Origin of the sequence: Methanohalophilus sp. WG1-DM, assembly GCF_004104135.1 — an archaeon.
GTDB lineage: Archaea > Halobacteriota > Methanosarcinia > Methanosarcinales > Methanosarcinaceae > Methanohalophilus > Methanohalophilus euhalobius.
Map to the genome: position 1 here is coordinate 169,696 of NZ_RRBA01000003.1, position 22,539 is coordinate 192,234.

The 22,539-nt window shown below is 43.8% G+C and carries 26 protein-coding genes; 13 read left to right on the plus strand and 13 right to left on the minus strand.

The features are described from left to right. Positions 1-14 precede the first annotated feature (14 nt). From CI957_RS03925 to CI957_RS03955, 7 genes are all read right to left on the minus strand, one after another. On the minus strand, positions 15-245 hold the full coding sequence (locus CI957_RS03925; protein WP_172425447.1) for a V-type ATP synthase subunit K: 231 nt from the start codon (positions 243-245) through the stop codon (positions 15-17). A 4-nt stretch (positions 246-249) separates the two neighbouring features. Continuing rightward, positions 250-2,184, minus strand: coding sequence for a V-type ATP synthase subunit I (locus CI957_RS03930; RefSeq protein WP_128754257.1), 1,935 nt, complete (start codon positions 2,182-2,184; stop codon positions 250-252). Continuing rightward, positions 2,177-2,503: an ATP synthase archaeal subunit H gene (gene ahaH, locus CI957_RS03935; RefSeq protein WP_096711833.1), complete on the minus strand. Its 327-nt coding sequence runs from the start codon at positions 2,501-2,503 to the stop codon at positions 2,177-2,179. The genes CI957_RS03930 and ahaH overlap by 8 nt, the downstream gene beginning before the upstream one ends. 264 nt (positions 2,504-2,767) lie before the next feature. Next, entirely contained in the window at positions 2,768-3,952 is a 1,185-nt protein-coding gene (locus tag CI957_RS03940) for a radical SAM protein (RefSeq protein WP_105459920.1), read from the minus strand. A gap of 12 nt (positions 3,953-3,964) precedes the next feature. Further along, a complete protein-coding gene (locus CI957_RS03945) occupies positions 3,965-4,843 on the minus strand; it encodes a polyprenyl synthetase family protein (protein WP_096711835.1) in 879 nt (292 codons plus the stop codon). A gap of 28 nt (positions 4,844-4,871) precedes the next feature. Continuing rightward, on the minus strand, positions 4,872-5,252 hold the full coding sequence (locus CI957_RS03950; protein WP_096711836.1) for a cytochrome c maturation protein CcmE: 381 nt from the start codon (positions 5,250-5,252) through the stop codon (positions 4,872-4,874). Positions 5,253-5,262: 10 nt separating this feature from the next. Further along, entirely contained in the window at positions 5,263-5,382 is a 120-nt protein-coding gene (locus CI957_RS03955) for a CcmD family protein (protein WP_096711837.1), read from the minus strand. Positions 5,383-5,518: 136 nt separating this feature from the next. Between CI957_RS03955 and ahbD the strand changes: the two genes are divergently transcribed. From ahbD to CI957_RS04005, 10 genes are all read left to right on the plus strand, one after another. Continuing rightward, positions 5,519-6,580: a heme b synthase gene (gene ahbD, locus CI957_RS03960; RefSeq protein WP_096711838.1), complete on the plus strand. Its 1,062-nt coding sequence runs from the start codon at positions 5,519-5,521 to the stop codon at positions 6,578-6,580. A gap of 242 nt (positions 6,581-6,822) precedes the next feature. Next, positions 6,823-7,278: a siroheme decarboxylase subunit alpha gene (ahbA, locus tag CI957_RS03965; protein WP_096711839.1), complete on the plus strand. Its 456-nt coding sequence runs from the start codon at positions 6,823-6,825 to the stop codon at positions 7,276-7,278. Then, positions 7,268-7,738 carry a siroheme decarboxylase subunit beta gene (gene ahbB / locus CI957_RS03970; protein WP_096711840.1) on the plus strand — a complete coding sequence of 157 codons (471 nt, stop codon included), beginning with the start codon at positions 7,268-7,270 and terminating at the stop codon, positions 7,736-7,738. The genes ahbA and ahbB overlap by 11 nt, the downstream gene beginning before the upstream one ends. Before the next feature lie 23 nt (positions 7,739-7,761). Continuing rightward, the gene (locus tag CI957_RS03975; RefSeq protein WP_096711841.1) at positions 7,762-8,457 is read left to right on the plus strand and encodes a bifunctional precorrin-2 dehydrogenase/sirohydrochlorin ferrochelatase; all 696 of its coding nucleotides are present in this window, start codon (positions 7,762-7,764) and stop codon (positions 8,455-8,457) included. Positions 8,458-8,481: 24 nt separating this feature from the next. Beyond that, positions 8,482-9,753, plus strand: a complete 1,272-nt coding sequence (hemA, locus tag CI957_RS03980) for a glutamyl-tRNA reductase (RefSeq protein WP_096711842.1) — start codon at positions 8,482-8,484, stop codon at positions 9,751-9,753. A gap of 15 nt (positions 9,754-9,768) precedes the next feature. After that, the gene (hemB, locus tag CI957_RS03985; RefSeq protein ID WP_096711843.1) at positions 9,769-10,746 is read left to right on the plus strand and encodes a porphobilinogen synthase; all 978 of its coding nucleotides are present in this window, start codon (positions 9,769-9,771) and stop codon (positions 10,744-10,746) included. Between the two features lie 19 nt (positions 10,747-10,765). Beyond that, a complete protein-coding gene (gene hemL / locus CI957_RS03990) occupies positions 10,766-12,028 on the plus strand; it encodes a glutamate-1-semialdehyde 2,1-aminomutase (protein ID WP_096711844.1) in 1,263 nt (420 codons plus the stop codon). A gap of 14 nt (positions 12,029-12,042) precedes the next feature. Then, the gene (gene hemC, locus CI957_RS03995) at positions 12,043-12,969 is read left to right on the plus strand and encodes a hydroxymethylbilane synthase (protein WP_096711845.1); all 927 of its coding nucleotides are present in this window, start codon (positions 12,043-12,045) and stop codon (positions 12,967-12,969) included. A gap of 6 nt (positions 12,970-12,975) precedes the next feature. After that, positions 12,976-13,875, plus strand: coding sequence for a dihydroorotate dehydrogenase (locus CI957_RS04000; RefSeq protein WP_096711846.1), 900 nt, complete (start codon positions 12,976-12,978; stop codon positions 13,873-13,875). Beyond that, positions 13,875-14,651 (plus strand): dihydroorotate dehydrogenase electron transfer subunit, encoded by a 777-nt coding sequence (locus CI957_RS04005; protein WP_128754258.1) that lies wholly within the window; start codon positions 13,875-13,877, stop codon positions 14,649-14,651. Before CI957_RS04000 ends, CI957_RS04005 begins: the two co-directional genes overlap by 1 nt. Before the next feature lie 3 nt (positions 14,652-14,654). Here CI957_RS04005 and CI957_RS04010 read toward each other — a convergent pair whose 3' ends face one another. After that, the gene (locus CI957_RS04010) at positions 14,655-14,981 is read right to left on the minus strand and encodes a hypothetical protein (protein ID WP_128754259.1); all 327 of its coding nucleotides are present in this window, start codon (positions 14,979-14,981) and stop codon (positions 14,655-14,657) included. Positions 14,982-15,162: 181 nt separating this feature from the next. Here CI957_RS04010 and CI957_RS04015 point away from each other — a divergent pair, with 181 nt between their 5' ends. From CI957_RS04015 to CI957_RS04025, 3 genes are read left to right on the plus strand one after another with little or no spacing between them, the layout of a single operon-like run. Continuing rightward, complete coding sequence (locus CI957_RS04015; protein ID WP_096711852.1) at positions 15,163-15,888, plus strand: fumarylacetoacetate hydrolase family protein; 726 nt, start codon at positions 15,163-15,165, stop codon at positions 15,886-15,888. Then, complete coding sequence (locus CI957_RS04020; protein WP_096711853.1) at positions 15,888-16,187, plus strand: hypothetical protein; 300 nt, start codon at positions 15,888-15,890, stop codon at positions 16,185-16,187. The genes CI957_RS04015 and CI957_RS04020 overlap by 1 nt, the downstream gene beginning before the upstream one ends. Before the next feature lie 38 nt (positions 16,188-16,225). Next, positions 16,226-17,938, plus strand: coding sequence for a glutamate--tRNA ligase (locus tag CI957_RS04025; RefSeq protein WP_128754260.1), 1,713 nt, complete (start codon positions 16,226-16,228; stop codon positions 17,936-17,938). A gap of 26 nt (positions 17,939-17,964) precedes the next feature. On the opposite strand, the gene CI957_RS04030 is transcribed toward CI957_RS04025, so the two are convergent. The 5 genes from CI957_RS04030 to CI957_RS04050 form a co-directional block, all read right to left on the minus strand. After that, positions 17,965-18,567: a 30S ribosomal protein S3ae gene (locus tag CI957_RS04030; protein ID WP_128754261.1), complete on the minus strand. Its 603-nt coding sequence runs from the start codon at positions 18,565-18,567 to the stop codon at positions 17,965-17,967. A gap of 122 nt (positions 18,568-18,689) precedes the next feature. Continuing rightward, positions 18,690-20,198 carry a serine--tRNA ligase gene (locus tag CI957_RS04035; protein ID WP_096711856.1) on the minus strand — a complete coding sequence of 503 codons (1,509 nt, stop codon included), beginning with the start codon at positions 20,196-20,198 and terminating at the stop codon, positions 18,690-18,692. A 122-nt stretch (positions 20,199-20,320) separates the two neighbouring features. Beyond that, complete coding sequence (locus CI957_RS04040; protein WP_096711857.1) at positions 20,321-20,857, minus strand: uracil-DNA glycosylase; 537 nt, start codon at positions 20,855-20,857, stop codon at positions 20,321-20,323. Next, complete coding sequence (locus tag CI957_RS04045; protein ID WP_241645881.1) at positions 20,850-21,086, minus strand: KEOPS complex subunit Pcc1; 237 nt, start codon at positions 21,084-21,086, stop codon at positions 20,850-20,852. Before CI957_RS04045 ends, CI957_RS04040 begins: the two co-directional genes overlap by 8 nt. Beyond that, entirely contained in the window at positions 21,070-22,392 is a 1,323-nt protein-coding gene (locus CI957_RS04050) for a DHH family phosphoesterase (protein WP_096711858.1), read from the minus strand. Before CI957_RS04050 ends, CI957_RS04045 begins: the two co-directional genes overlap by 17 nt. Positions 22,393-22,539 lie beyond the last annotated feature (147 nt).

Genomic DNA, 22,539 nt, shown 5'->3' on the forward strand with positions numbered 1-22,539 from the left:
CTCTCAAACTTCGCTTAGCTTATCAGCAGTGCAACGACAAGTCCGAAAATGACAATGGTTTCAGGAATTACAGTAAGGATAAGGCCCTTACCAAAAAGTCCTTCATTTTCGGCCATGGCGCCGATAGCGGCGGCACCAATATCTTTTTCAGCAATACCGGATGCCAGTCCTGTAAGGCCAACTGCAAGTCCTGCACCAATTGCTTTAAGTCCTGCCGGATCCATTATTGCTTCTTCTCCTACCATATTATTATTCCTCCGTGTACTTTCTTATATATCCAAATGGGCTGTACTCTTTGCCCCCGCCTTCATAGAATTTAGTAAAGAATTCGACATACTGAAGCCTCAAAGCATGTAGACCGGGGGCGATTATGCTTAAGGCTGTATTGAGTGCATGTCCGAATATGAATACCAATATTGCAAATACCGCTGCTATACCTCCCTGTGGCCAGATCATTTCAAAAGCGATGAGGTTCACAGTGGATGCAATATAAATTGATGAAAGGCCCACGGCTATCAAACGTGTGTATGACAGGGAGTTACTCAACAAACCGGGTAACTCAATGGGACCTTTAATACCTTCTCCTTTAGTCAGCATTATGAAACCTATCACGAATATTGCGGCACCTACAGCAATTGGTAGGTATCCTACATATCCGAGAACTGCAAGCACAATGCCAATCTCAACTACTATCCAGCTGCCCTTTTCAAGCATCGCTGCATTGAAGCCGTGTTTCTTTTTCTCATTGATAAAACCAAGGATATACCCCAGGTTTATGTGAGCAACACCAATGAGAGCAGTAAGCACGATAAGGGTCATTACCAGATGTGTTCTGTGTATAGGGTATGTGATCATTTCCCCACCGATAGGAGACTGGAACAGGTTTATAGTTTCAAATCCGGCTATGAGACCGGGTTCAATTCCATGTGCCCCATGCAGGCTTGCAAGAGGGAATCCCAGAAATTCTCCATAAAGGATACCAAAGATCAAGGTCGATACCTGACAGTATATCAATATATTCATCAGGGGTTTTATTGCATCGGAATTAAACAGTTTTTTAACTCCAAATGCCAACCCCAGAAGAATTAAAGCATAACCAATATCTCCAAGTATCATTCCATAAAACAGTGGGAAACTGATAAATATTAATGCAGTTGGATCAATTTCTTTGTATTTGGGCCTTGCGTAAAGGTTCATTATTGTTTCGAAAGGTTTTATGATCCCTGCGTTATTGTACTCTACCGGCACTTCCTCCTCTTCCTCTTCTGTAACCTCCTGCTTGGAAACAAATACTCTTCCATTAGTAGAAGATTCAAGTGTCCGGGTCATTCTGTTGTACTCATCTGATGGAACCCATCCGTCAATTACAAAAGTATGCTCTGATGTGGCAATCTTCAGAGGTGCTTCGGATTTCTGGGATTCAATGGATAGAATTTCATCACTTGCAAGTATGAAATCAGAATAACGTTCCTTTATGTCAGAAATACTCTTTTCAAGTGAAGTGATTTTCTCATTGATAGTGTTTCTTTCACTTTCTATATCAGCAATTATCTCCGAAGGAGTCCCTTCCATATTTGGAACACGTATCTCACGAAACTCGTAATCAGCCAACATCTCAGCCACGATTTCTTCTTTGTCTTTCCTGACAAAAAGAGCAATAGTGTGTGTATTTGGATCAAATTCGAGTTCATAATCATTTGTAATTCCAGATATTTCAGAACTGATGTCTCCCTTTACAGTACCTGCAAACACAGATAGGCTCTCATAACCTCTGTAATTTTTAAGATCTATGGGGATTGAAACAAATGGTTCGAGTTCTTTTTGGAGAGAATCCAGTTCTTTTAACCTTGTTTCATAACTGTTCTTTTTTTCGGTCTTTTCATCAAGTTCACTTTCCAGGCGAGCCAGTTTTTCATCAAGCTCTGCCCACAAAACATTTGTGTCCTGTTTTGGAACTTCTTTTGGCTTGATACCAAGAAAACTGGAAATTGACCTCAGTTGAACAAGTTTTTTGGAAACTTCCCCTGCATTCTCAAAGGGTTTCCCTATCTTGAAAGTAGAATCTTCTTCGTTATATTCTTCAATATGGAAGATATTGATATCGTGTAGCGTGTCTACTGTTTCATCCATGACTTCTTTGTGTCCGACGATAACAGCACGGGTCATACTTTTTGGCTTAAGCATAGATCGCCCTCTCGAATTCCTCCACTAGCATTGCAACAGCTTTATCAACATTGGATTCTGCGTTGCTTATCAGCTCTTCTGCATCCTTTTTGCCTTTGCTGACGATTTCTTCGTGCTCTTTCTGGAGGTCTTCCTGTGCAGATTTAAGTGCATTATTTGCAGATTTTTCTGCATCTAATTCTGCCTCTTTAATTATTTCTCTGGCTTCTGCACGGGCACTGGCGATTTTGTCCTCCTTCTCCTTCAGGCCTGCTTCCACCTTTTTGGCAGCACTTTGTTCTGCTTCTTTTATCTCGGATAAGATTTTGTCCTTGGCCATGTGAATCCTCATCGCGTCTGTGATATGTTAAGCAGCGTGATTTTATGCCCCTTATAGCAACCTCGCATATAAGTTATTCGGTTTCAGGTGATTGCTATTGAATAATTGTAATGTTTAATCATTCGTATAGGGAGTTCAAGTTAACAGCAGATACCCATAAACAACTTTGCATATAAGCCATTCGGTTCTTACCGGTTCGTAACCTACCGATTATAATAATTATTCATGAAAAACATGACTACTTTTTAGAAATATAATACAGAATTATTCATTTCTTACTCTATATGGCAATATTTCATCTTTGGGTATCGTATGGATATATTTTTGTCTGAATTCAGGATTCCGCATCATGCAATAATCGGAATTGGAACGATATGCCTGGTGTTTACCCATATTATCCCATATTGAAGAAAGCTTTTCTTCCTTTATATTCCCAAAGGACAGCGGTGTATAAGCACAGGGCATGACCTCACCTGAAGGTGTAGCATGCATCCATCGCCTTCCGGCAAAGCAACCAAACATATCCGGACCCATGAAATACGGGAATGAAGTAACACGTGGCCCGTCTGCCCCACTGTTCATCCGTTTTTGGAAACGTTCCATGGTCTTCACATCCTTTTGAGTGATGACTTCATCCTCATGTTCAAGCCAGCGACCCACAGCAACGATCTCATAGATGGACATCTCCTGCATGCCCATATCTGCAGCAAGACCATAGAAATCTTCAAGGTCATCGATATTATCGGGTGAGATCACCACAAACATATCTGCCAGCATGTCAGCTCCCATGGTGTTCTTAATACCATCAATAGCATCCCTGTATGCCCCATCCCTGCCACGAATACGGTCATGTTCCTTTTCAAAAGGACTGTCGATGCTTATTCTCATGGCATACATGCCCGCATCCTTCAACCGCACAGCTCTGTCAGGTGTAAGGCCAAAGCCAGAAGTAAAACAGGTTGCAATGCACCGGTCTTTATCCACTGCCCTCACCATTTCGGGAAGATCCTTTCGAAGCATTGTTTCCCCGCCATCGAAAGAAATAAGGTAAGCACCAAGATCAAGGGATTGATCGATAGCACTGTTGATCTGTTCGGTAGTTAGTTCTTCCTCAGTAAGGAAACCCGCAGCTCCGCAGTGAATACAATTATTCGGGCACCTATCGGTAATAGCTATTGAGAATTGGTCAGGCACACGTTTTTTCATGATGGCGGCAATCTGGGAACTGATCATCCTGTTGAATGCATTGCTGGGAATCGGGGGGGCCCATGTTGAAAATATGATCTCTTCATCATTAAATGTAATGGGTTTTTCTTCCTGAAAAATTCGGTTAATACGTTTCAGAATAGGTTTTGCAATGGTGGAAAGGGGACCCTCACTGGTGAGTACAACTTTATCATCTTCCACATTTGCATCAACTTTAATCATGGGTTTTTCATATACTCTCATAAATTCACCTTTTTAGCATTTCCTTGTTCCAACTTCAGAGAAAAGGCCTTTTGTGGCATAAGTGGTTATCTCATGTAATCTATTTCTGGATTGGGAAGGCGGGAAAAGATCTATTATTTCATGTGCTTCAGAAACTAGTTGTTCAACAATTTCCCTGGTTTTTGCTATTGCTTTTGAATCCGCCATATCCTGCCTGTATACATCTACCAGCGAAGGGGACATGTGTATTGATTCCTTGTTATTTACCTTACTGGTGTATTCCAGCATATCATCAACGATTTGATAGGCAGTTCCGAGTTTATTGCCAAAGAGCCTGAATTTAGAAACTGTATCCTCATCCGCTCCTGCAACATAGGCCCCCATCGCTGCCGAGGCAGCAAAAAGTGAAGCAGTCTTCTTTTCAATACAATTGAAATACTCAGCTAGATTGTTGCTATTTCTTTCCAGCAAATCTACATCCATGGCCTCGCCTTCGGCCATTTCCATACCTGCCCTGCCAAATTCTATGCCTACTTCTTTACCGTATGCAGATATTAGTTCAATGGACTTGGATATCAGGTAATCTCCCGCAAGCATTGCTGCAGGGATACCATATACTTCATGGGCGGTCTTAGCTCCCCTTCTCAATATACCCCTGTCCAGCAGGTCATCGTGAATAAGGGATGCAGAGTGGATAAGTTCAATTGACAGAGCAGCATCAAGGGCATTTCCAATTTCACTGCCACATATACGGGATGACAAGAGGAGAACCACAGGACGGGTCTTTTTCCCGCCGGATTGACATATGTGGGCAACTACTTTCTTCATTTTGGAACCGTGGTCAATTTCTTCCACAAAGTCAATTAGTGCTTTGTTTATACTCCGATATTCGTCCCATTTTTCAATATCCATCGATTTGCCCCTTTAATATGACCATAGGTTATTCGGAGTATTTGGAAGGGCAACCCATGACAATTTTTTCTGCTTTAAGATTTCCCTGCCGATCTATTTTTCCTTCAATACTCAGTTCTTTACCTTCCTCAAGATTGGGCGGCAGGTCACCGGTATATTCAACTTCAATGTACTTTTCAGGTTGCTCTATGTCCTGGAGCATGAAAGTTATATTACCGGGTTTTACATCCAGTGTTCCTTGCTTGATGGCTCCCATTGTGTTGATGTCATTCCCTTCAAAATCATCTAGATTTTCCTTAATTTCTGATACCATGTAATAAGTCTGGCCGGTATCTATGCCCCATAAGCCCAGGATAGCAAAGGCAAATATTGTAATAACTGCAAGAATTTGTTTTTGTTTTTTATCCATCACTTTCCCTTCATTCAGGATTTAACCTTTCAAATTCACGAAGAAGCTGTAAACGTTTTCGAATCAGGAATATTGTATATGAAACTATTGCTATGATAACAATCAAAAATGCTGTATTCAGTGAGTCCATATTTCACACCGCAACTCAATTTGCAATTAACTAGATTACCTATCTCTTATATGTGTAATGTGGTCCTGTATTCTATATATTTGATCAATGGTACAATCAGTATACCATTATTTAAATAAATTGAAATGACTGTGATATGACTATGTCAGAAGAACCCACTCCTCCAAGATTAATTGCCTGGGAGTTGACATCCAGATGCAACCTTTCATGTGTGCATTGCAGAGGTGCATCCACCGACAAAGAAGCTACTGGTGAACTGGACACATTCGAGGCAAAAACATTCATTGATCAGGTCGCTTCCCTTGGGTCCCCGATATTAATTCTCAGTGGAGGTGAACCACTTGTTCGCCCTGATGTATATGAACTTGCCCACTATGGCACAAACAAAGGCCTCAGGGTGGTACTTGCCACAAACGGCACCCTCCTTGACAGGAAAACTGTAAGAAAACTCAAAGAAGCGGGAATTAAGAGAGTAAGCATAAGTCTTGATGGGGCAGACTCTGCAACCCATGATGGATTTCGGGGAGTTGAAGGCGCCTTTGACAAAGCCATGGAAGGAATTGATGCCCTGAAGACAGAAGACATGGATTTTCAGATTAATACTACAATAACCAAAAGAAATCTGGGGGAAATCCCACGTATCCTTAAAATGGCTATTTCCCTGAACGCCGAAGCCCTCCATATTTTCCTGCTTGTGCCTACAGGCAGAGGAGAAAACCTTGCAGATGAAGAGATACCTCCGGCAGAGTATGAAAGGATACTGCGCTGGTTCTATGAACAGAAAAAGCATACTTCCCTTGAACTCAAAGCTACCTGTGCGCCCCATTATTTCCGGATAATGCGCCAGTGTGCGGAAAAAGAAGGTATGGAAGTTTCAATCAACACCCATGGTTTTGATGCTGTGAGCAGGGGGTGTCTGGGAGGTACTGCCTTTTGTTTTGTTTCAAGTACCGGGGATGTGCAGCCCTGCGGTTACCTTCCTGCAATAGCCGGCAATATAAGGAACCAATCTTTCGGAAAAATCTGGAACAATTCAACCCTCTTTAACGAACTCAGGGATTTCAGTCTCCTTAAGGGAAAATGCGGCAAGTGTGAATACAAGAATGTGTGCGGCGGGTGCCGTGCCCGGGCATTTGCGGCAACCGGGGATTATCTGGAAGAAGAACCTTATTGTATCTATCATCCGCGCCAAAAATAAAACAGGTTTATAAGTGGGTGAAAAGTCCCATTTTATTTTTGGTAGTCGATGCGGTAATTTATTGCCTTCTGTCGCTGTTTTGATTATATAGTATGTTTTCACCTATGAATCTATAATTTCGGACTGGAGTGCCATATAGAGTACTATTGTTGCAAATATTCAGATAATTTGAAAGAAAACATTATAATCCATGATTACATCTCGTAACCTATTCTATTCTCAAGAATAAATGTGAGTTCCCCATGATCCGGCTTGATGAAATGGACAAAAAGATATTGAATGAGATCCAGCTTGAATTTCCCCTTTCCGTTAATCCCTATGCAGTACTGGCTGAAAGAATAGGTATTCCTGAAGAGGAATTGCTAAAAAGACTGGAGAGACTTAATAATCAGGGTGCTGTACGGCGTGTTGGCCCTATAATAAATACCCGCAAGATCGGGGGAACCAGTACCCTCATAGCCCTGAAAGCCCCGGATTCACAAACCCATGAGATTGGAGAAATCATTAATAAACATCCGGAAGTCTCTCACAACTATTTGCGCCCGGCGGAGTATAATATATGGTTTACCATCTCTGCAGCAAATCGTGAACGCCTTGACACTATAATCAAACAGATTGTAGAGGAAACAGGTTGCCCTATACTTGACCTGCCCACAAAACGTCTTTTCAAGATAGGGGTGAAATTCGATGTCCGATAAACTCGATCCACTTTCGCGCAGAATCCTGGAAGTAACACAGCACGGGATTGAATTTACCCATTCCCCATTCAAAAAAATAGCAGAGGAGACGGGATTACGTGAACAGGAAATTGTAGATCGACTAAAGCAAATGCAAAATCAGGGAATCATACGTCGTTTTGGTGCATCAATAGGCCATCGTACCATCGGCATAACTGCCAATGCCATGTGTATCTGGAATGTACCGGACGAGCGGGTGGAAGACGTAGGCAAAGTGATGTCCGGTTTTAGCGAAGTAACTCATTGTTACGAGCGACCCAGATACCCTGATTGGCCATACAATCTTTTTACAATGGTCCATTCCTACAGTAAAAAAGACTGTGAGGAAATTGCCGGAAAAATTGCAGATGCAACCGGGATATATGATTATCGTCTTTTGTTCAGTGAACATGAGTTCAAGAAAACAGGTGTAAGGCTGTAACTGTAATGTGAGAGGGTCCAAGAATGTATGATCGCCAATATATGCCACTTTTTCTAGATTTATCTTTCCAGAAGATAGTGATTTTCGGAGGGGGTAGTGTAGGACAACGCAAAGCATCACTGTTTTCCAAGTTTGCTCAAGTGACCGTTATCAGTGAAGATTTTTCCGAAGAGATCCTTGCCCTGCACGAATCCAATAAAATCGATATTGTACAAATAAATGTAAATGAAATACCCTCTGATATGATTCGCAGTTATCTGGAAGGGGCGTTTCTGGTCATACCTGCTACCAGCAACCGGGAATTAAACCTGAAAATACACCTGATAGCATCTGATATGGATATATTCGTGAATTCCGTGGATTCTAAAGGGAATGTGATAGTCCCTTCGGTGATAAAACGCGGACCTGTAACGGTAGGTATTTCCACATTGGGCCACAGCCCTGCTCTTTCCAGATATACGCGCATAAAACTCGAACATACTATCACTCCGAATTACGCAGACATGGCACATCTGCAGGATGAATTACGCACTAATCTAAAAGAACGAATTGATAACCAGCCCCTCAGGAAACAAATTCTGTGGGATGTGCTTGAAGATGATAGGATATGGGATGCTTTTGAAGAGTCCTATGAAAAAGCGTATAATATAGCATATGATATAATGTTGGAGCACATTGGGAATCACGCAGACAAAGATTCAAAGGAGCAGCTGGATTAATCACTTGAATAACGGAGGATAACATTGACTGAAATATCTAGCATGGTTATTTCCCATGCAAAGGCAACAGTGGAGGAAATGGAAGATGCCTGGCAGGGTGAAATCGAGGATATACTTTCCCAGCTAAGTTCCCATGAGCTCGTGTACGAATGCGCAGTCCTTAAGACATGCAACCGACTGGAAATGTATGTGGTATCCCCCAGAGGGAGCAGCGTACTTTTCCATTTTGCAAAAAAAATGGGTGTTTCTTCCCGCATTGTCGAATTCTATGACCATGAAGAATCCTTATACCACCTTTTAAGACTCTCCTGTGGCCTTGAATCTATGATAATAGGAGAAGATCAAATCCTGGGACAGATAAAGGATTTGTATACCATCTCCAAAAATGCAGGCACCATGGGCAAAATACTGGAGACCGCGTTTAGCAAGGCAATCCAGGTAGGTAAAAGAGCCCGTACGGAAACCAACATCAACAGAGGTTCTGTATCTATTGCATCTGCTGCAGTGGATCTTGCCGATGAAATGTTAAAAGGCCTGCAGGGACGCAATATACTTGTAATTGGAACCGGTGAGATGGGCACTCTTGTGACCCGGGCATTATCACACAGGGACATGAATGTTGTGTATCTGGCAAACCGCACATATGAAAAGGCAAAAGTACTTGCAGATGAGTTGGGGGGTGAGGCCGTGGATTTCATGAGTCTTGATCGCTATACACAGCAGGCCGATGTCATAATCAGTGCTACATCTGCTCCCCATTATGTCCTGAAGAAAGCAACAGTGGAAAAATCCCTTAAGAACAGGAACGATAATCTTCTGCTGATAGATATCGCCAGCCCCCGGGACATAGATCCCGAAATTGAAAGCCTTCCAGGAGTTATCCTGCGTAACATCGACAACCTGAGGGTAATTAATGAGCGTAACCTCCAGATGAGAATGGAAGAGGCAAAGAAAGTTGAAACTATAATTGATGAAGAATACAAAATGCTCATAAACCAGTACAAAAGACAGAAGGCAGATGCTCTTTTGTCCGAACTTTACAGCCAGATATATACTCTGCGAAAACATGAGATGGATAGGGCTGTGAACCGGTTGGGAGCTTATCACACAATCGGGGATGTGGAATGCAAAGTCCTGGATGACCTGACAAGGGCCATAGCAAATAAGGTCCTGGCAGAGCCTACCAAGGTATTGCGTAATGCAGCTGAATACAATGATGAGGCTTTTCTTGATTCGGCCTGCAAGCTTTTTAACATCAAACCCTATGCTAAAAAAGAAAAGGAAAATTGCAAATAAGGACTTGTGATACCAATGTACCCAAATATTCGAATGCGCAGGCTCAGGAACGGAAAGATAGGCAATCTTATACGTGAAACTTCCCTGGGGGTTGATGACCTCATATATCCGATGTTTGTTGACGAAACCGCAGAATCCATAGTTGAAGTACCTTCCATGGAAGGAGTTCTGAGGTTGCCTCTTTCCGAGGTTGTCAGTGAGGCCAGGAACGTGGCGGACCTGGGTATCAGTTCTTTAATGCTTTTCGGCATTCCTTCACAGAAGGATGAAAAGGGAAGCAGTGCTTACGGGGACAATGATATTGTCCAGCAGGCCACGCGTGCTATCAAGGAAGAACTTGGTGACGACATGGTTGTGATTACCGATGTCTGCATGTGTGAATACACATCCCATGGCCATTGCGGTATTATTGATAATGAAACCCATGATGTGATCAATGATGAGACTCTACCCATTTTGGGCAAGATTGCGGCAAGCCATGCCAGGGCGGGCGCAGATATGGTAGCCCCCTCGGGTATGATGGACGGCATGGTGGGTGCAATCAGGCAATCCCTGGATCAGGAAAATTTCAGTGATGTGCCAATTATGTCCTATGCTGCAAAATACTGTTCCGCATTTTACGGCCCCTTCAGGGATGCTGCTGATTCATGCTATTGTTTCGGTGATCGCTCTACATACCAGATGGACCCTGCAAACTCGGATGAGGCCCTGAGGGAAGTAGAACTGGATATCATGGAAGGTGGCGACATCGTCATGGTAAAACCGGCTCTTCCGTACCTTGATATTATCTATAGGATAAAACAGGAGTTTGGTATGCCAACTGCGGCTTACAGTGTCAGCGGAGAATATTCCATGCTCAAGGCAGCCGCCCAGCAGGGTTGGCTGGATGAGAAAAAGGTCATGTACGAATCCCTGATGTCAATAAAAAGGGCCGGAGCGGACATGATAATTACTTACTTTGCCAAGGAAATGGCACAATTACTGAATGAATAAAATTTACTGATGTGATTACATGGTCAATCTGGAAAAATCAAAAGCAATGTTTGAAAAGGCCAGGGAATATCTCCCTGGTGGTGTTAGCAGTCCGGTACGAGCAATCAAACCCTATCCATTCTACACCGAAAAAGCTTCCGGATGCCGTATTACAGATGTTGACGGTAATGAATACATCGATTACTGCCTCGGTTACGGGCCCAATATGCTGGGTCATGCAAATCCCGTGGTCAAGCAAGCAATAAGTGATCAACTTGAAAAGGGGTGGCTCTATGGAACCCCCACAGAGTCCGAGTTCAAACTGGCCGAAAGGATTGCAGCCGTATATCCAGGCATCGATATGCTTCGTTTTGTATCCACAGGTACCGAGGCCACAATGAGTGCCCTGCGGGCAGCACGTGGTTATACAGGAAAGAACAAATTTGTTAAAATCGAAGGCGGTTTCCACGGTGCTCACGATTCAGTACTTGTCAAAGCTGGCTCAGGTGCTTCCACATTAGGTAAACCCGACTCTCTGGGTGTACCACAGGATTTCACCAAACATACTCTTCAGGCACCCTATAATGATATCGAAGCCATGACAGACCTGCTTGAATCAAGCGATGATATAGCAGCTGTCATCATGGAACCGGTAATGGGTAATGTCGGTCCGGTATTGCCACAGGAAGGTTATCTGGAAGAGATAAGGAAACTTACAAGGGAATATGATACTCTGCTCATATTCGATGAAGTAATAACCGGCTTCAGACTTGCAATGGGCGGTGCACAGGAGTATTATGGTGTGACACCTGACCTGACAACGCTGGGCAAAATTATCGGCGGAGGAATGCCAATAGGGGTTTTCGGGGGCAGAAAAGATATCATCGAAATGATTGCACCTTCGGGTTCGGTATACCAGGCAGGGACTTTTAGCGGTCATCCGGCATCTGTTGCTGCAGGACATGCAGTGCTTGATGTGCTTGAGAAGGAAAATGCTCATGAGAAACTCAATACGATGGGGCAAGATGTACGCAGCAGACTTTCCGAGATGGTCACTGATAAAGGACTGGATTACAGTGTTTCAGGAGTGGGTTCCATGTTCAAGATCTTCTTTGGAGATATGCCAACAAATTATCAGGATGTACTCAAATGTGACAAGGAAGGCTATTTTAATTTCTTCCATAAAATGCTGAACCAGGGAATTTTTATACCCCCTTCCCAGTTTGAGACAAACTTCCTCTCTCTGGCACATACCGAAGATGATCTGGAAGCGACCTTTGAAACTTATGAATCCTGCCTGTAATAGGATGTGTTGATTTGATAATTGGTACAAGGGGAAGTGACCTGGCTCTTGCACAGGCAAAGACCGTTGGTGGCCTCCTGGATAACCGGGGATTCCCCACTACCCGCAAGATTATAAAGACAAGCGGTGATACCTTCACTGACCGCCCCCTCCACGAAGTGGAAGGTGTTGGTGCCTTTGTGAGGGAACTGGATGACCGGATGCTTTCCGGGGAGATCGATATTGCAGTCCATTCGATGAAGGACCTGCCCACTGAAAGACCCGCAGAACTTTCCATCGCAGCAGTTATCGAACGTGATTCTCCTCATGACGTACTTCTCACGAATGATGGTTCAACCCTTGACGAATTGCCCGAGGAAGCGATTGTAGGGACAACATCCATGCGCAGGCGGGCCCAGTTTTTGCGCTACCGTCCGGATCTGAACGTCCAGGACCTGCGAGGTAATATAAATACCCGTGTTAAAAAACTTGAATCCGGTACGTATGACGCAATTATACTGGCAGAAGCGGGTTTACAACGCATGGGCTGGGACATCGAATGTCATAGGCTGGACGCCGATGGTTTCTGTCCCTCAGCCAATCAGGGAACCATTGCCGTGGTTACCCTGGCAGGCAGTGAAGCGGAATTACTCTGCTCCCAGATCGATCATGCCGAATCCCGCATCGCTACAGAGGTCGAGAGACTGGTGATCAGGGATGTGGAAGGCGGATGTATTGTACCGGTTGGTTCATTTGCAGAATTTGTGGACAACGGCAACACGATACATATACGTGCCGAGATCTTATCCCTTGACGGAAAGCGGGATATCCGCCTGGATGAAATGATCCCGGTAGATAATTATCGAGAGCATGCTAAAGAGCTGGGTCAAAAACTTGTTGCTCTGGGCGGAAAAGAGCTGGTAAAAGAAGCCATCTCGCAGTTGTCCCCAAAAAATGATTGATCATTCATGAAGATAGCAGGCATAGAACTCAAAAATCCTACAATCCTGGCTTCAGGCATAATGGGAACCACAGGAGCAGCCCTTGCAAGAATGAGCCGCAACGGTGCCGGTGCAGTGGTAACCAAGTCAATTGGCCCGGTTCCCAAAAAAGGCCATAATAACCCTTCAATGGTGGAGCTGGAATGCGGATACATTAACGCGATGGGACTGCCCAATCCTTCCTACTCGGGTTTCTGTGAGGAAATCGGAATTGCGAAAAGCAAAACGGATGCACCGTTAATTGCCAGCATATTCGGCGGGAACGCTGCAGAATTTACTGAAGTTGCGAAAGGGTTGCTTTCCTCAAAGCCTGATTGCTTTGAACTTAATGTCAGCTGTCCCCATGCTGAAGGTTATGGAGCCTCGGTGGGAACTGATCCTGATCTTGTACATGAAATCACGGCCGCGGTAGTTGATGCTGTGGATGTACCCGTATGGGTGAAACTCACACCCAATGTTACGGATATTACTTCTATTGGCAGGGCAGCAGAATCTGCAGGTGCATCGGCAGTCGTTGCTATCAATACAGTGCGAGGCATGGCCATTGATATCCATTCCGGGTATCCGATACTCGGCAACCGTTTTGGAGGACTATCCGGTCCTGCAATAAAACCGGTGGCTGTAAAATGTGTTTATGACCTGTATGAAGTGCTTGATGTGCCCGTGATAGGAGTGGGAGGTATTACCTGCTGGGAAGACGCAATCGAAATGATGCTGGCTGGCGCAAGTGCTGTTGAGATCGGATCTGCCGTACATGAAGACACTCAAATTTTTGAAAAAATAAGCAAAGGTATTGATACATACCTGCAAAAGTATGGATATTCAAAAGCTGAAGATATAGCAGGCCTATCACACGAGATGATCTGATGCGTCCCATTCATTCAAAAATCACCGAAATCGTCGAAGAGTCACCCAATGTGCGTACTTTTTTCTTTGACACACAATTCGACGAAGCCATTCCCGGCCAATTCGTAATGGTCTGGGTACATGGAACCGATGAGGTCCCTATGACCCTCTCCGGTAAAAATTCCATTACAGTCCAGAAGGTAGGTGATGCCACATCCCGTATGTTCGAACTTGGAATAGGTGACCATATGGGGCTCAGGGGTCCTTTTGGCAGAGGTTTCACCATTCCCAAAAAGGGTGAAAACGTACTTTTCATTGCAGGAGGAGTAGGAGCCGCACCGATTGCTCCCCTTGCAGATATTGTAAAGGCAAGAGGAATTGAAGGCCGCACAATTCTGGGTTCCAGATGCTGTGATGAACTTTTGTTCAGGGAACGCTTTGCCTGTGGCAGGGTGGATATTACCACTGATGACGGTTCCGAAGGCAGGGGCGGTTTTGTGACCGATCAGCTGGCAGATACGAATACCTCTGATTATGACAGGATATATGTGTGTGGCCCGGAGATTATGATGTATAAGGTCTTTGAAATTTTGAAAGCACGCAATGTTCAGGTAAAGTCAGAGTTCAGCCTGCACAGGTATTTCAAATGTGGTATCGGAGTTTGTGGAGCCTGCAGTATGGATCCCGATGGCCTGCGTGTCTGCAGGGACGGCCCTGTATTCAATGGCGGTGAACTTGAAGGATCTGAACTTGGACATTACGAACGTGATTCTTCAGGTTGCAAATGCCATTTTTAATTATCAGGCAGCAATTTTTTGTGCCTTCACCTTTTCATAGAGCAGGTTAAACAGAAAAAGCAATTCCCCTTCCAGAAAAATTATTCTTGAATTGGTCCTGTCTTCTTTTTTGGCAAAAAGGATGGTTAGTTCAAGATCTCTTTGTGCTGCCTGTTTTACCGACATATCAAATGCATCCTTTGTACTTGAAAGGTGTTTTTCGACATTTTCTTCATCAAGATAGGTATTTATCCATCGTACCAGTTCACTCCGATATCTACCCGAAATCGGAATGTTATTCACATACCTGCGTACATGGTTTATTTCTTCTGTGCAGTAAAGATCGTTCATATCCACTCCCCAATAAAGTATTCTTTCCAAACAGTCAAATAAGTTTTCCCGATTGGTTATACTCTGGCAAACCGGCGCTCATTTGCCGGAATTGATAAGAAAAAGGATTTATATTTATACCATATCTTCCTAATTTGTCTGCCAGGATAATGCATCTCCTTATTGTTAGCAAGTGGATAACATGATCGGAAAATTCAAACACGGTACTGAGATATTTGAGGGTAATGTGCAGGATGAAAAGGTAATATCTCCCAGGGGAGATGTTTATAATGTTAATTCACTTGATATACTTGCGCCTTCAAGTCCTTCCAAAATTATCTGTGTGGGGTTAAATTATATTGATCACGCCAAAGAACTGGATATGGACATCCCGGATGAACCAATAATTTTCATGAAACCCCCTTCTTCTGTAATTGGCCATGGTGCAAAAATAATCTATCCTTCCTGCAGCAATCGTGTTGATTATGAAGCAGAACTTGCTGTTGTCATAGGACAGCAATGCCATGGTATTCATGCTGAAAAGGCACAAAATGTCATCGAAGGATACACATGTTTTAATGATGTAACAGCCCGTGATATTCAGCAAAGGGATGGACAGTGGACCAGAGCAAAAAGTTTTGATACTTTTTCCCCGATTGGCCCATTCATAACTCCTGTGGAAGACTTCAATGCTTCTGCAGCAAAGATTAAGTGCAGTGTTAATGGCATGACCAGACAGAATTCATCAACTTCCAGATTGATATTCGATGTTGATTTCCTGATAGAATTCATATCCTCCGTGATGACCCTTGAAAAGGGAGATGTAATTGCCACAGGTACCCCGCCGGGTGTGGGTGAACTTAATTCAGGTGATTGCGTAGACGTAACCATTGAGGGTATAGGCACATTATCCAATGAGGTATCATAATGCTTTTTGATCAAATTTACAGGGAACTTGAATTAACTGAAAGACATCTTATCGTTCTCAGGAAGGTTATTGAGGAAGGCCCAATCGGTATCCTTAAACTTTCGGATGAAACAGAGATGCCAACCCATAAAGTAAGATATTCATTGCGAGTACTTGAGCAGGAACATCTCATCAAGCCTTCATCACACGGAGCAGTTGCCGGTGAGAATACGGAAAAATTCCTTGAAGATTTTGACGGACAAATAGCCGACATCATTGCAAAAGCATCTCATATCCAGCAGATAAGAAATTCAATTTAATATTTGCATAAGTTTTTACTATTATAGAGGTCAGCCAGATGACATTAGAGGATGAAGATATAAAAACGATTGAAAAATTTGCATTGCACAATGCTGTAAAATACAGACAACCCCCCCAGGTTGGCGCTGTCATGGGTCGTGTAATGGGGCAGTGTCCCCACCTGCGCCCCAAAGCCAAAGATGTTACGGCAGAAGTACAAAAAGTTATAGACCAGGTTGCAGAAGGCAACCCGGATGAATGGCAGCAGAGACTTGAGGAAGTCGCACCTGAACTTATTGAAGAACTAAATACAAAGAAGGAACCTGAAAAGGGTCTCAAGCCCCTTGATGTTGCAGAAGGAGAAAAGGTTGTTATGCGATTTGCGCCCAATCCCAACGGGCCCGCTACCCTGGGTAGTGCAAGAGGTATGGTAATCAACTCCGAATATGTCAAAATGTATAGAGGGGATTTCATAATACGTTTTGACGATACCGATCCCCAGACCAAGCGTCCGCTACTTGAAGCCTATGAATGGTACCTGGATGACTGTCACTGGCTGGGTATCGAACCTGACAGGGTGGTAAAGGCCTCAGACAGAATAACCCTTTACTACGAATATGCCCGCAAACTTATCGAAATGGGGCACGCTTATGTCTGTTTCTGTGACGGGACTGATTTCAAGAAGTATAAAGATTCATGTGCTCCATGTCCTGATCGTGACAGGGACCCTGCCAAGAATCTGGAACACTGGCACAAGATGATTGAGGGTGATTACGAAGAAAAATCTGCTGTATTGCGTATCAAGACAGAAATCGATCATAAGGACCCTGCACTGAGGGATTTTGGTGCTTTCAGGATAGTAAAAGCTACACATCCCCGCTCGGAAGTGGGTGATAAATACGTAGTATGGCCCCTTCTTGACTTTGAGGGAGCAATCGAGGACCATGAACTTGGCATGACCCATATTATCCGGGGCAAAGATTTGATGGACAGTGAAAAGCGTCAGAAGTATATCTATGATTACCTGGGTTGGGAATATCCAAAGACCACCCACTGGGGCCGCATTAAAATGCATGAATTCGGTAAATTCAGCACCAGTGCACTCAGGAAATCTATAGAAGAGGGCGAATACACCGGCTGGGATGACCCAAGGCTTCCAACAATCAGGGCTATTCGCAGGCGTGGCATCAAACCAGAGGCCCTGCGTAAATTTATGGTAGACATGGGTGTCGGGGAAACCGATGTGAGTATAAGCATGGATTCCCTTTATTCTGAAAACCGAAAACTTATTGACTCACAGACAAAGCGTTTCTTCTTTGTCCCGGATCCTCAAAAGATTGAGATTATAGACGGAAAACACACTGTTGCCACTCCACCTCTGCATCCTGTGGAAAATATGGGTAACAGGAGTATAGAAGTGGATAATATTGTTTATATTAGTGGTGAGGATGCAAAAGAACTATCTCCCGGATCTCTATTAAGACTCAAGGACCTGTACAACATTGAAATTGTATCAACCCAACCTCTCCGGGCAAAACATATTGGTGATTCAATGGATGAGGTCAGAAAAAAACGCCCACCTATCGTCCAGTGGGTAGCTAAAGACAATCTGGACGTGGAAGTTTTGTCTCCCGAGGGTAGATTCACAGGATTGGGGGAATTACAAATTGCAAATGAGATAGATAAAGTTGTGCAGTTTGAGCGTTTTGGGTTCTGCAGGATAGATGATGTAAAAGAAAAGAAAGTAGTAGCCTATTTCACTCATAAGTGAAAGGCTACTTTTTAATTTTTTAACTTTCAGGCTGCTGCGGAAGCATTAGCCTTTACAGGAAGAACTTCTGTCTTGCGTATTTCTACCCTTCTGATTGGATAGATGGTTTTTGTATTCCTGTAAATATTGGCTGCAAGTTTACCGGTTACGATTTCCTCGACAATGTGTTCAAAGTCAAGTTCTGCAGATCTTTCAAGGACGATTTTACCCATAATTTCCCGGATTGCTCTTATCTGGCTGCTTCTTGCCCTCTTTACAGTAAATGCAATGGGCTTGATACGAAGCTTGCATCCGTCCTTGGTTGTTACCTCAAGGTTATTGTCTATACGGGATGTCTGGCGTTTTACAATGGAACGAAGGTAATCTGTAGTGATCTCGTGACCAATGAAAGCAGTGCTTGCAGTGTCGCCGGTTACGTTGTCGATAGCCAGACGTAGTTTGATGTTCTGTTTTGAGAAGTCATTGGTAATGTCTCCTACAGTGGTTTCGATCGTCCTTCCAACCAGTTTCTCACTATCATCAGTAGTGGTTGTCCCAATAACGGTCCTGCCAATAAATTCAGGAGTCTCAATGTTATACCAGGTTTTGTTCTTCCATTTGTCCAGTTTTCTCTGTACTTTTCTTGCCAATAAATTTCCTCCAGTGTTAGTGTGATATTTCTCTGTCGATGATCAATGTAATTCTATAATATAGGCTATTAGTGGCCTTCTATACTAGACATGTCCATATATAAACAAATCGGTTATCCAGTTTAGAAGAACCTTATTCCTTCAGGCATTTCTCCAAAACGCTTCCGGAATTTTGCCGGCCAGTTTTCCGGATCCAGGCCTTTCTGTGCAAGGAAAGCCGAGGTCCACCTTTCCAGCCCAACACCCGAACATCCGGACCAGAGTTTGTCTCCCGACTGGCTTTTCACATTAAAACCGGAAGGATATTTATCCCCGTTGACACTCACGTTCTGGAACTCAAGCCATTCGCCGTCCTCTCCCCTGTACGGCAGAGGCGCCTCATAGTCTGTAGTACCGGCACTTTGCTCATCCGATACACCTGCAAGTCCCTCCTGTGCCATGAACCATGGTGTGACCCAGGCCTTTCTCCATTCAAGGTCCAGGATTTCATTGAAGATATGCATATAGCGTTCGTGGAGCTCTTCTGAGGCTTTGACTACCTGTTCCTTTGTACCCAGCCAGACAATTTCGATACGATGGAATTCATCAACACGTTCCATGCCGTGGATGCCACCACTTTCATACCTGTGGGATGTCCCGGAGCGGTCAAATACCTTCAGGGGGAACGAGTCTGTTGGTATGGTTTCGCCCTGTAAATACATCCAGAAGGGGGGACACTGGGCATAGCACAGACCACCTATAGGATCGCCGATTTTTTCCTTGATTAGTTCTGTAGGCACTTCTTTTGTAACCTTGTAGTAGTCAGCGACCTCTTCCCAGTATTCCGGATCACGGGTCTTCGGGGGGCATACATAGTAGATTTCGGGGTAGACCCCTTTGGCATGCCCGGATTTTTTCCACACATCCCAGGGAACAAGTTTCGGGAAAATCATTTCCTGGTATCCCAGGGGTTCAAGAAGTTCCTCAAGAACAATCTTTTCAAAAGTGCGGAACAATTTCGTGGACTGGGGACCGTGGATCCATTGTCCTCTGCTGGCCCCTCTTTTAATCCACCCTTTTTCTAGCATTTCCTGGGTAGGATCCTTCTCAAATGGGTGTGCTTTTTTTTCACTCTGCCACAGAAGGTTCCAGTGTTCGGTCTTGCCGCCATAGACCTTTTCTCTTATCTTGTCCTCCATAAGGGTAAGTATTCTGTCAGGAATACGGTTTTCAAGTTCTGCTTCTCCAACATCCAGATTGAGTGTGATGTATTCTCCGTCATAATCCATTGAACTGACATGTGGTATCTTCAGATCTCCGACTGATTTTTCAGAAGCCATTTTTATGACAAACTCATCAACATCAATACCCCGGATGCCCAGATGGTATTCCTTTCCAATTTTGCCAGCAAGAGGTTTACGCAGCCGGATAATTGCATCATGAGATCGGACATACCGGCCGGAGACTATCTCAATGTTTATCCGGTTATCCTTTACATTCCATCTTTTAATTCTTGCTCCTTCCCCTTCTGGTGCTCCTTTGGCGAGTATCTTTGGGGCTTCTCCCTCAAGAAACTCCTGAATGGTATCTACGGCGGGTGCGGGGTCCCCGCTAGTTTTGAAGGCAGCTTTTAATCTGAATTCCAGATCCATTATATTTCCTCGAAATGATTAAATAATGATTAATAAAGTCCTTACAGCGACTCAGTTATTGTTACTAATTATTATAAGTTTTACCTGATGGCACAAACCAGCATGTTGGAAAAAGAATGTACTTACCATAATGCACTGTTTTTTTCTATAAACTCTTGCTGTTCAGACTGGCGACTTTTGGTATAGATGAGGGCTGCAGGATGATAGAATTTCACCACATTTTTCCCATCTATTTCCCTGCATTCACCCCATTGAAGTTGCCTGTTTCCCAAAAAAGCTTCCTCAGCAGTATTTCCGAGCAGAATTATCACATCTGGATCAAGCATTTCGATTTGCCTTTCAAAAAAAGCCCGACAGGCGGCAAGTTCTCCTTTACGTGGCCTACGGTTATCAGGAGGTCTGCATTTGACTGTATTGATCACCGCCCAATCATTCTGCTGAATATCCATATCTTCTATCATATCATCCAGGATTTTGCCGGCCCTGCCACAGAAAGGTATTCCACTTGCATCCTCATTCTTGCCGGGGGCTTCACCTATGAAAAGTACTTTTGGATTTTCCCCCCCCTTCATTATTACTTTGTGGGTTGCAGATTCATGGAGCTGGCATGCAGTACATGAATTTATTTTTCCCTCTAAATCTTTGAATGAATTAATCATTTTTTGCTCCATTGAAATCCAGGTCTTCGGCAATTTTGGCATTCATAAGGAGATCGTCCATAACAGATATCAGGGAAGAAAGTTTTTCTGTCCTCAAAGTTATGGAATTTTCATCGGGGAGGATTTTACTTTCCATGTTCGCAAGATTGTCCGGCCTTAATGACTCAATAATTGTTTTTCCCCTTTGGCCTACAGGCAGTTTAAGAGTGCTTTTAATTTTCATCTGCATTGTTTCCCAGCTGTTTTGCGATAATGGAATCCAGGGCTTTCAGGAACTCTTCCTCACTTCCTGGCGGTATGGCCGCACCGGATGCTATATTATGTCCCCCTCCGCTACCTCCTACTCCGGAAGCTGCCTCTCTTAAGGCAACTGCAAGATCCAGTCCACCGTCAACAAGTTTGCGGGTTCCTCTTCCTGAAATTTTTACAACATCATCAACTTTGTTCAGGGCAATGAAGGGCAGATCAGGGTGTATGTACCTGATGACAATACCTGCAATCATGCCGGTGGCTTCCATGTCTTCTCCCTGAATATATCTGAGATGCTGCAGTTTTTGAATTTTCTTCTCTGCCTTTTTGATTTGCCCCATCAAAACTTGCTGGTATTGTTCCGCAATCTTCCAGCCTTCTTCTGCAGCCTTTTCATCTCGCAGGCAGGCAGTAAGGGCAAGACCCCCACGTTCAAGTTTGCCACAGCAATTGAGGAGGGTTACCATGTCGTAGACATTTGGAATGGTCTCATGATTGAGAATGTAGACTTCACCGATACTGGCATCAATCGCTTCAGGACTGGCTTTTTTTGTCAGTTTAAGTGCCACGGCAGAAGTAAGTTTTTTCATCTGATTTTCATCAAGTTCCTCGACTGGGCCACTGATACCCAGAATATTAAGGAAGTTTGCGATCTTTTCTTTTTCACCTGTTATGTCAAGGTAGGGTTCAGGTGTTCTTTCCAGCACTTCTGCCAGATCACCATCTCCTATCTTTAATCCTTTCCTTATGGAAATAGAGCCACTTTCAATTCCTTCTTTCAGGATCTGGCCATTCTCCCTGTCAAAAAGCTGTTTATCCCCTATGGCACCTGCAATTGCAAGCCCTGCAAGCTCTTTATTTTCGGGATTAAGTTCTGTTGCGACAACATAAGCAGTGGTTGAGGCGCACATATAGTAAGCACCATCTATGTCTGCAAGATGAGGGTTTACCATTATGTGTGCCGTTGTGTCACCCACAGGTGCGTGGTGGTCTATTATAATGGTGTCATTTTTGACTTTTTCAATCAATTCAGGCTGGCCGCTCCCCATGTCGCAGAAAAGTACGAGATCACCATTATCAGTGCTATTGTTAACTGTTTCCACAACATTTTCATCTAGCCGGCTTACAATGCTTACGTGGAAAATTATATCTTCCCTCAGCAGGGCATGGCACATTATAGCTGCTGCGGTAATCCCGTCTGCATCATTATGGGATATGAGTCTTACACGTGAGTATTCACTGATTTTTTCAGATGCCCTTTTTGCACTGGGTCGCAATTTTTCCAAAAACTTTCACCTGCCAGTCCACATATGCTAATTATAGATGGAGTGATTTTGATATTAAAGGATTCATTATGTAGCACACATTTATACTTCTATTGATTTGTGTGGGTTTGCCTTCACATTGCCTTTAATAAATGGCAATTAACCGAA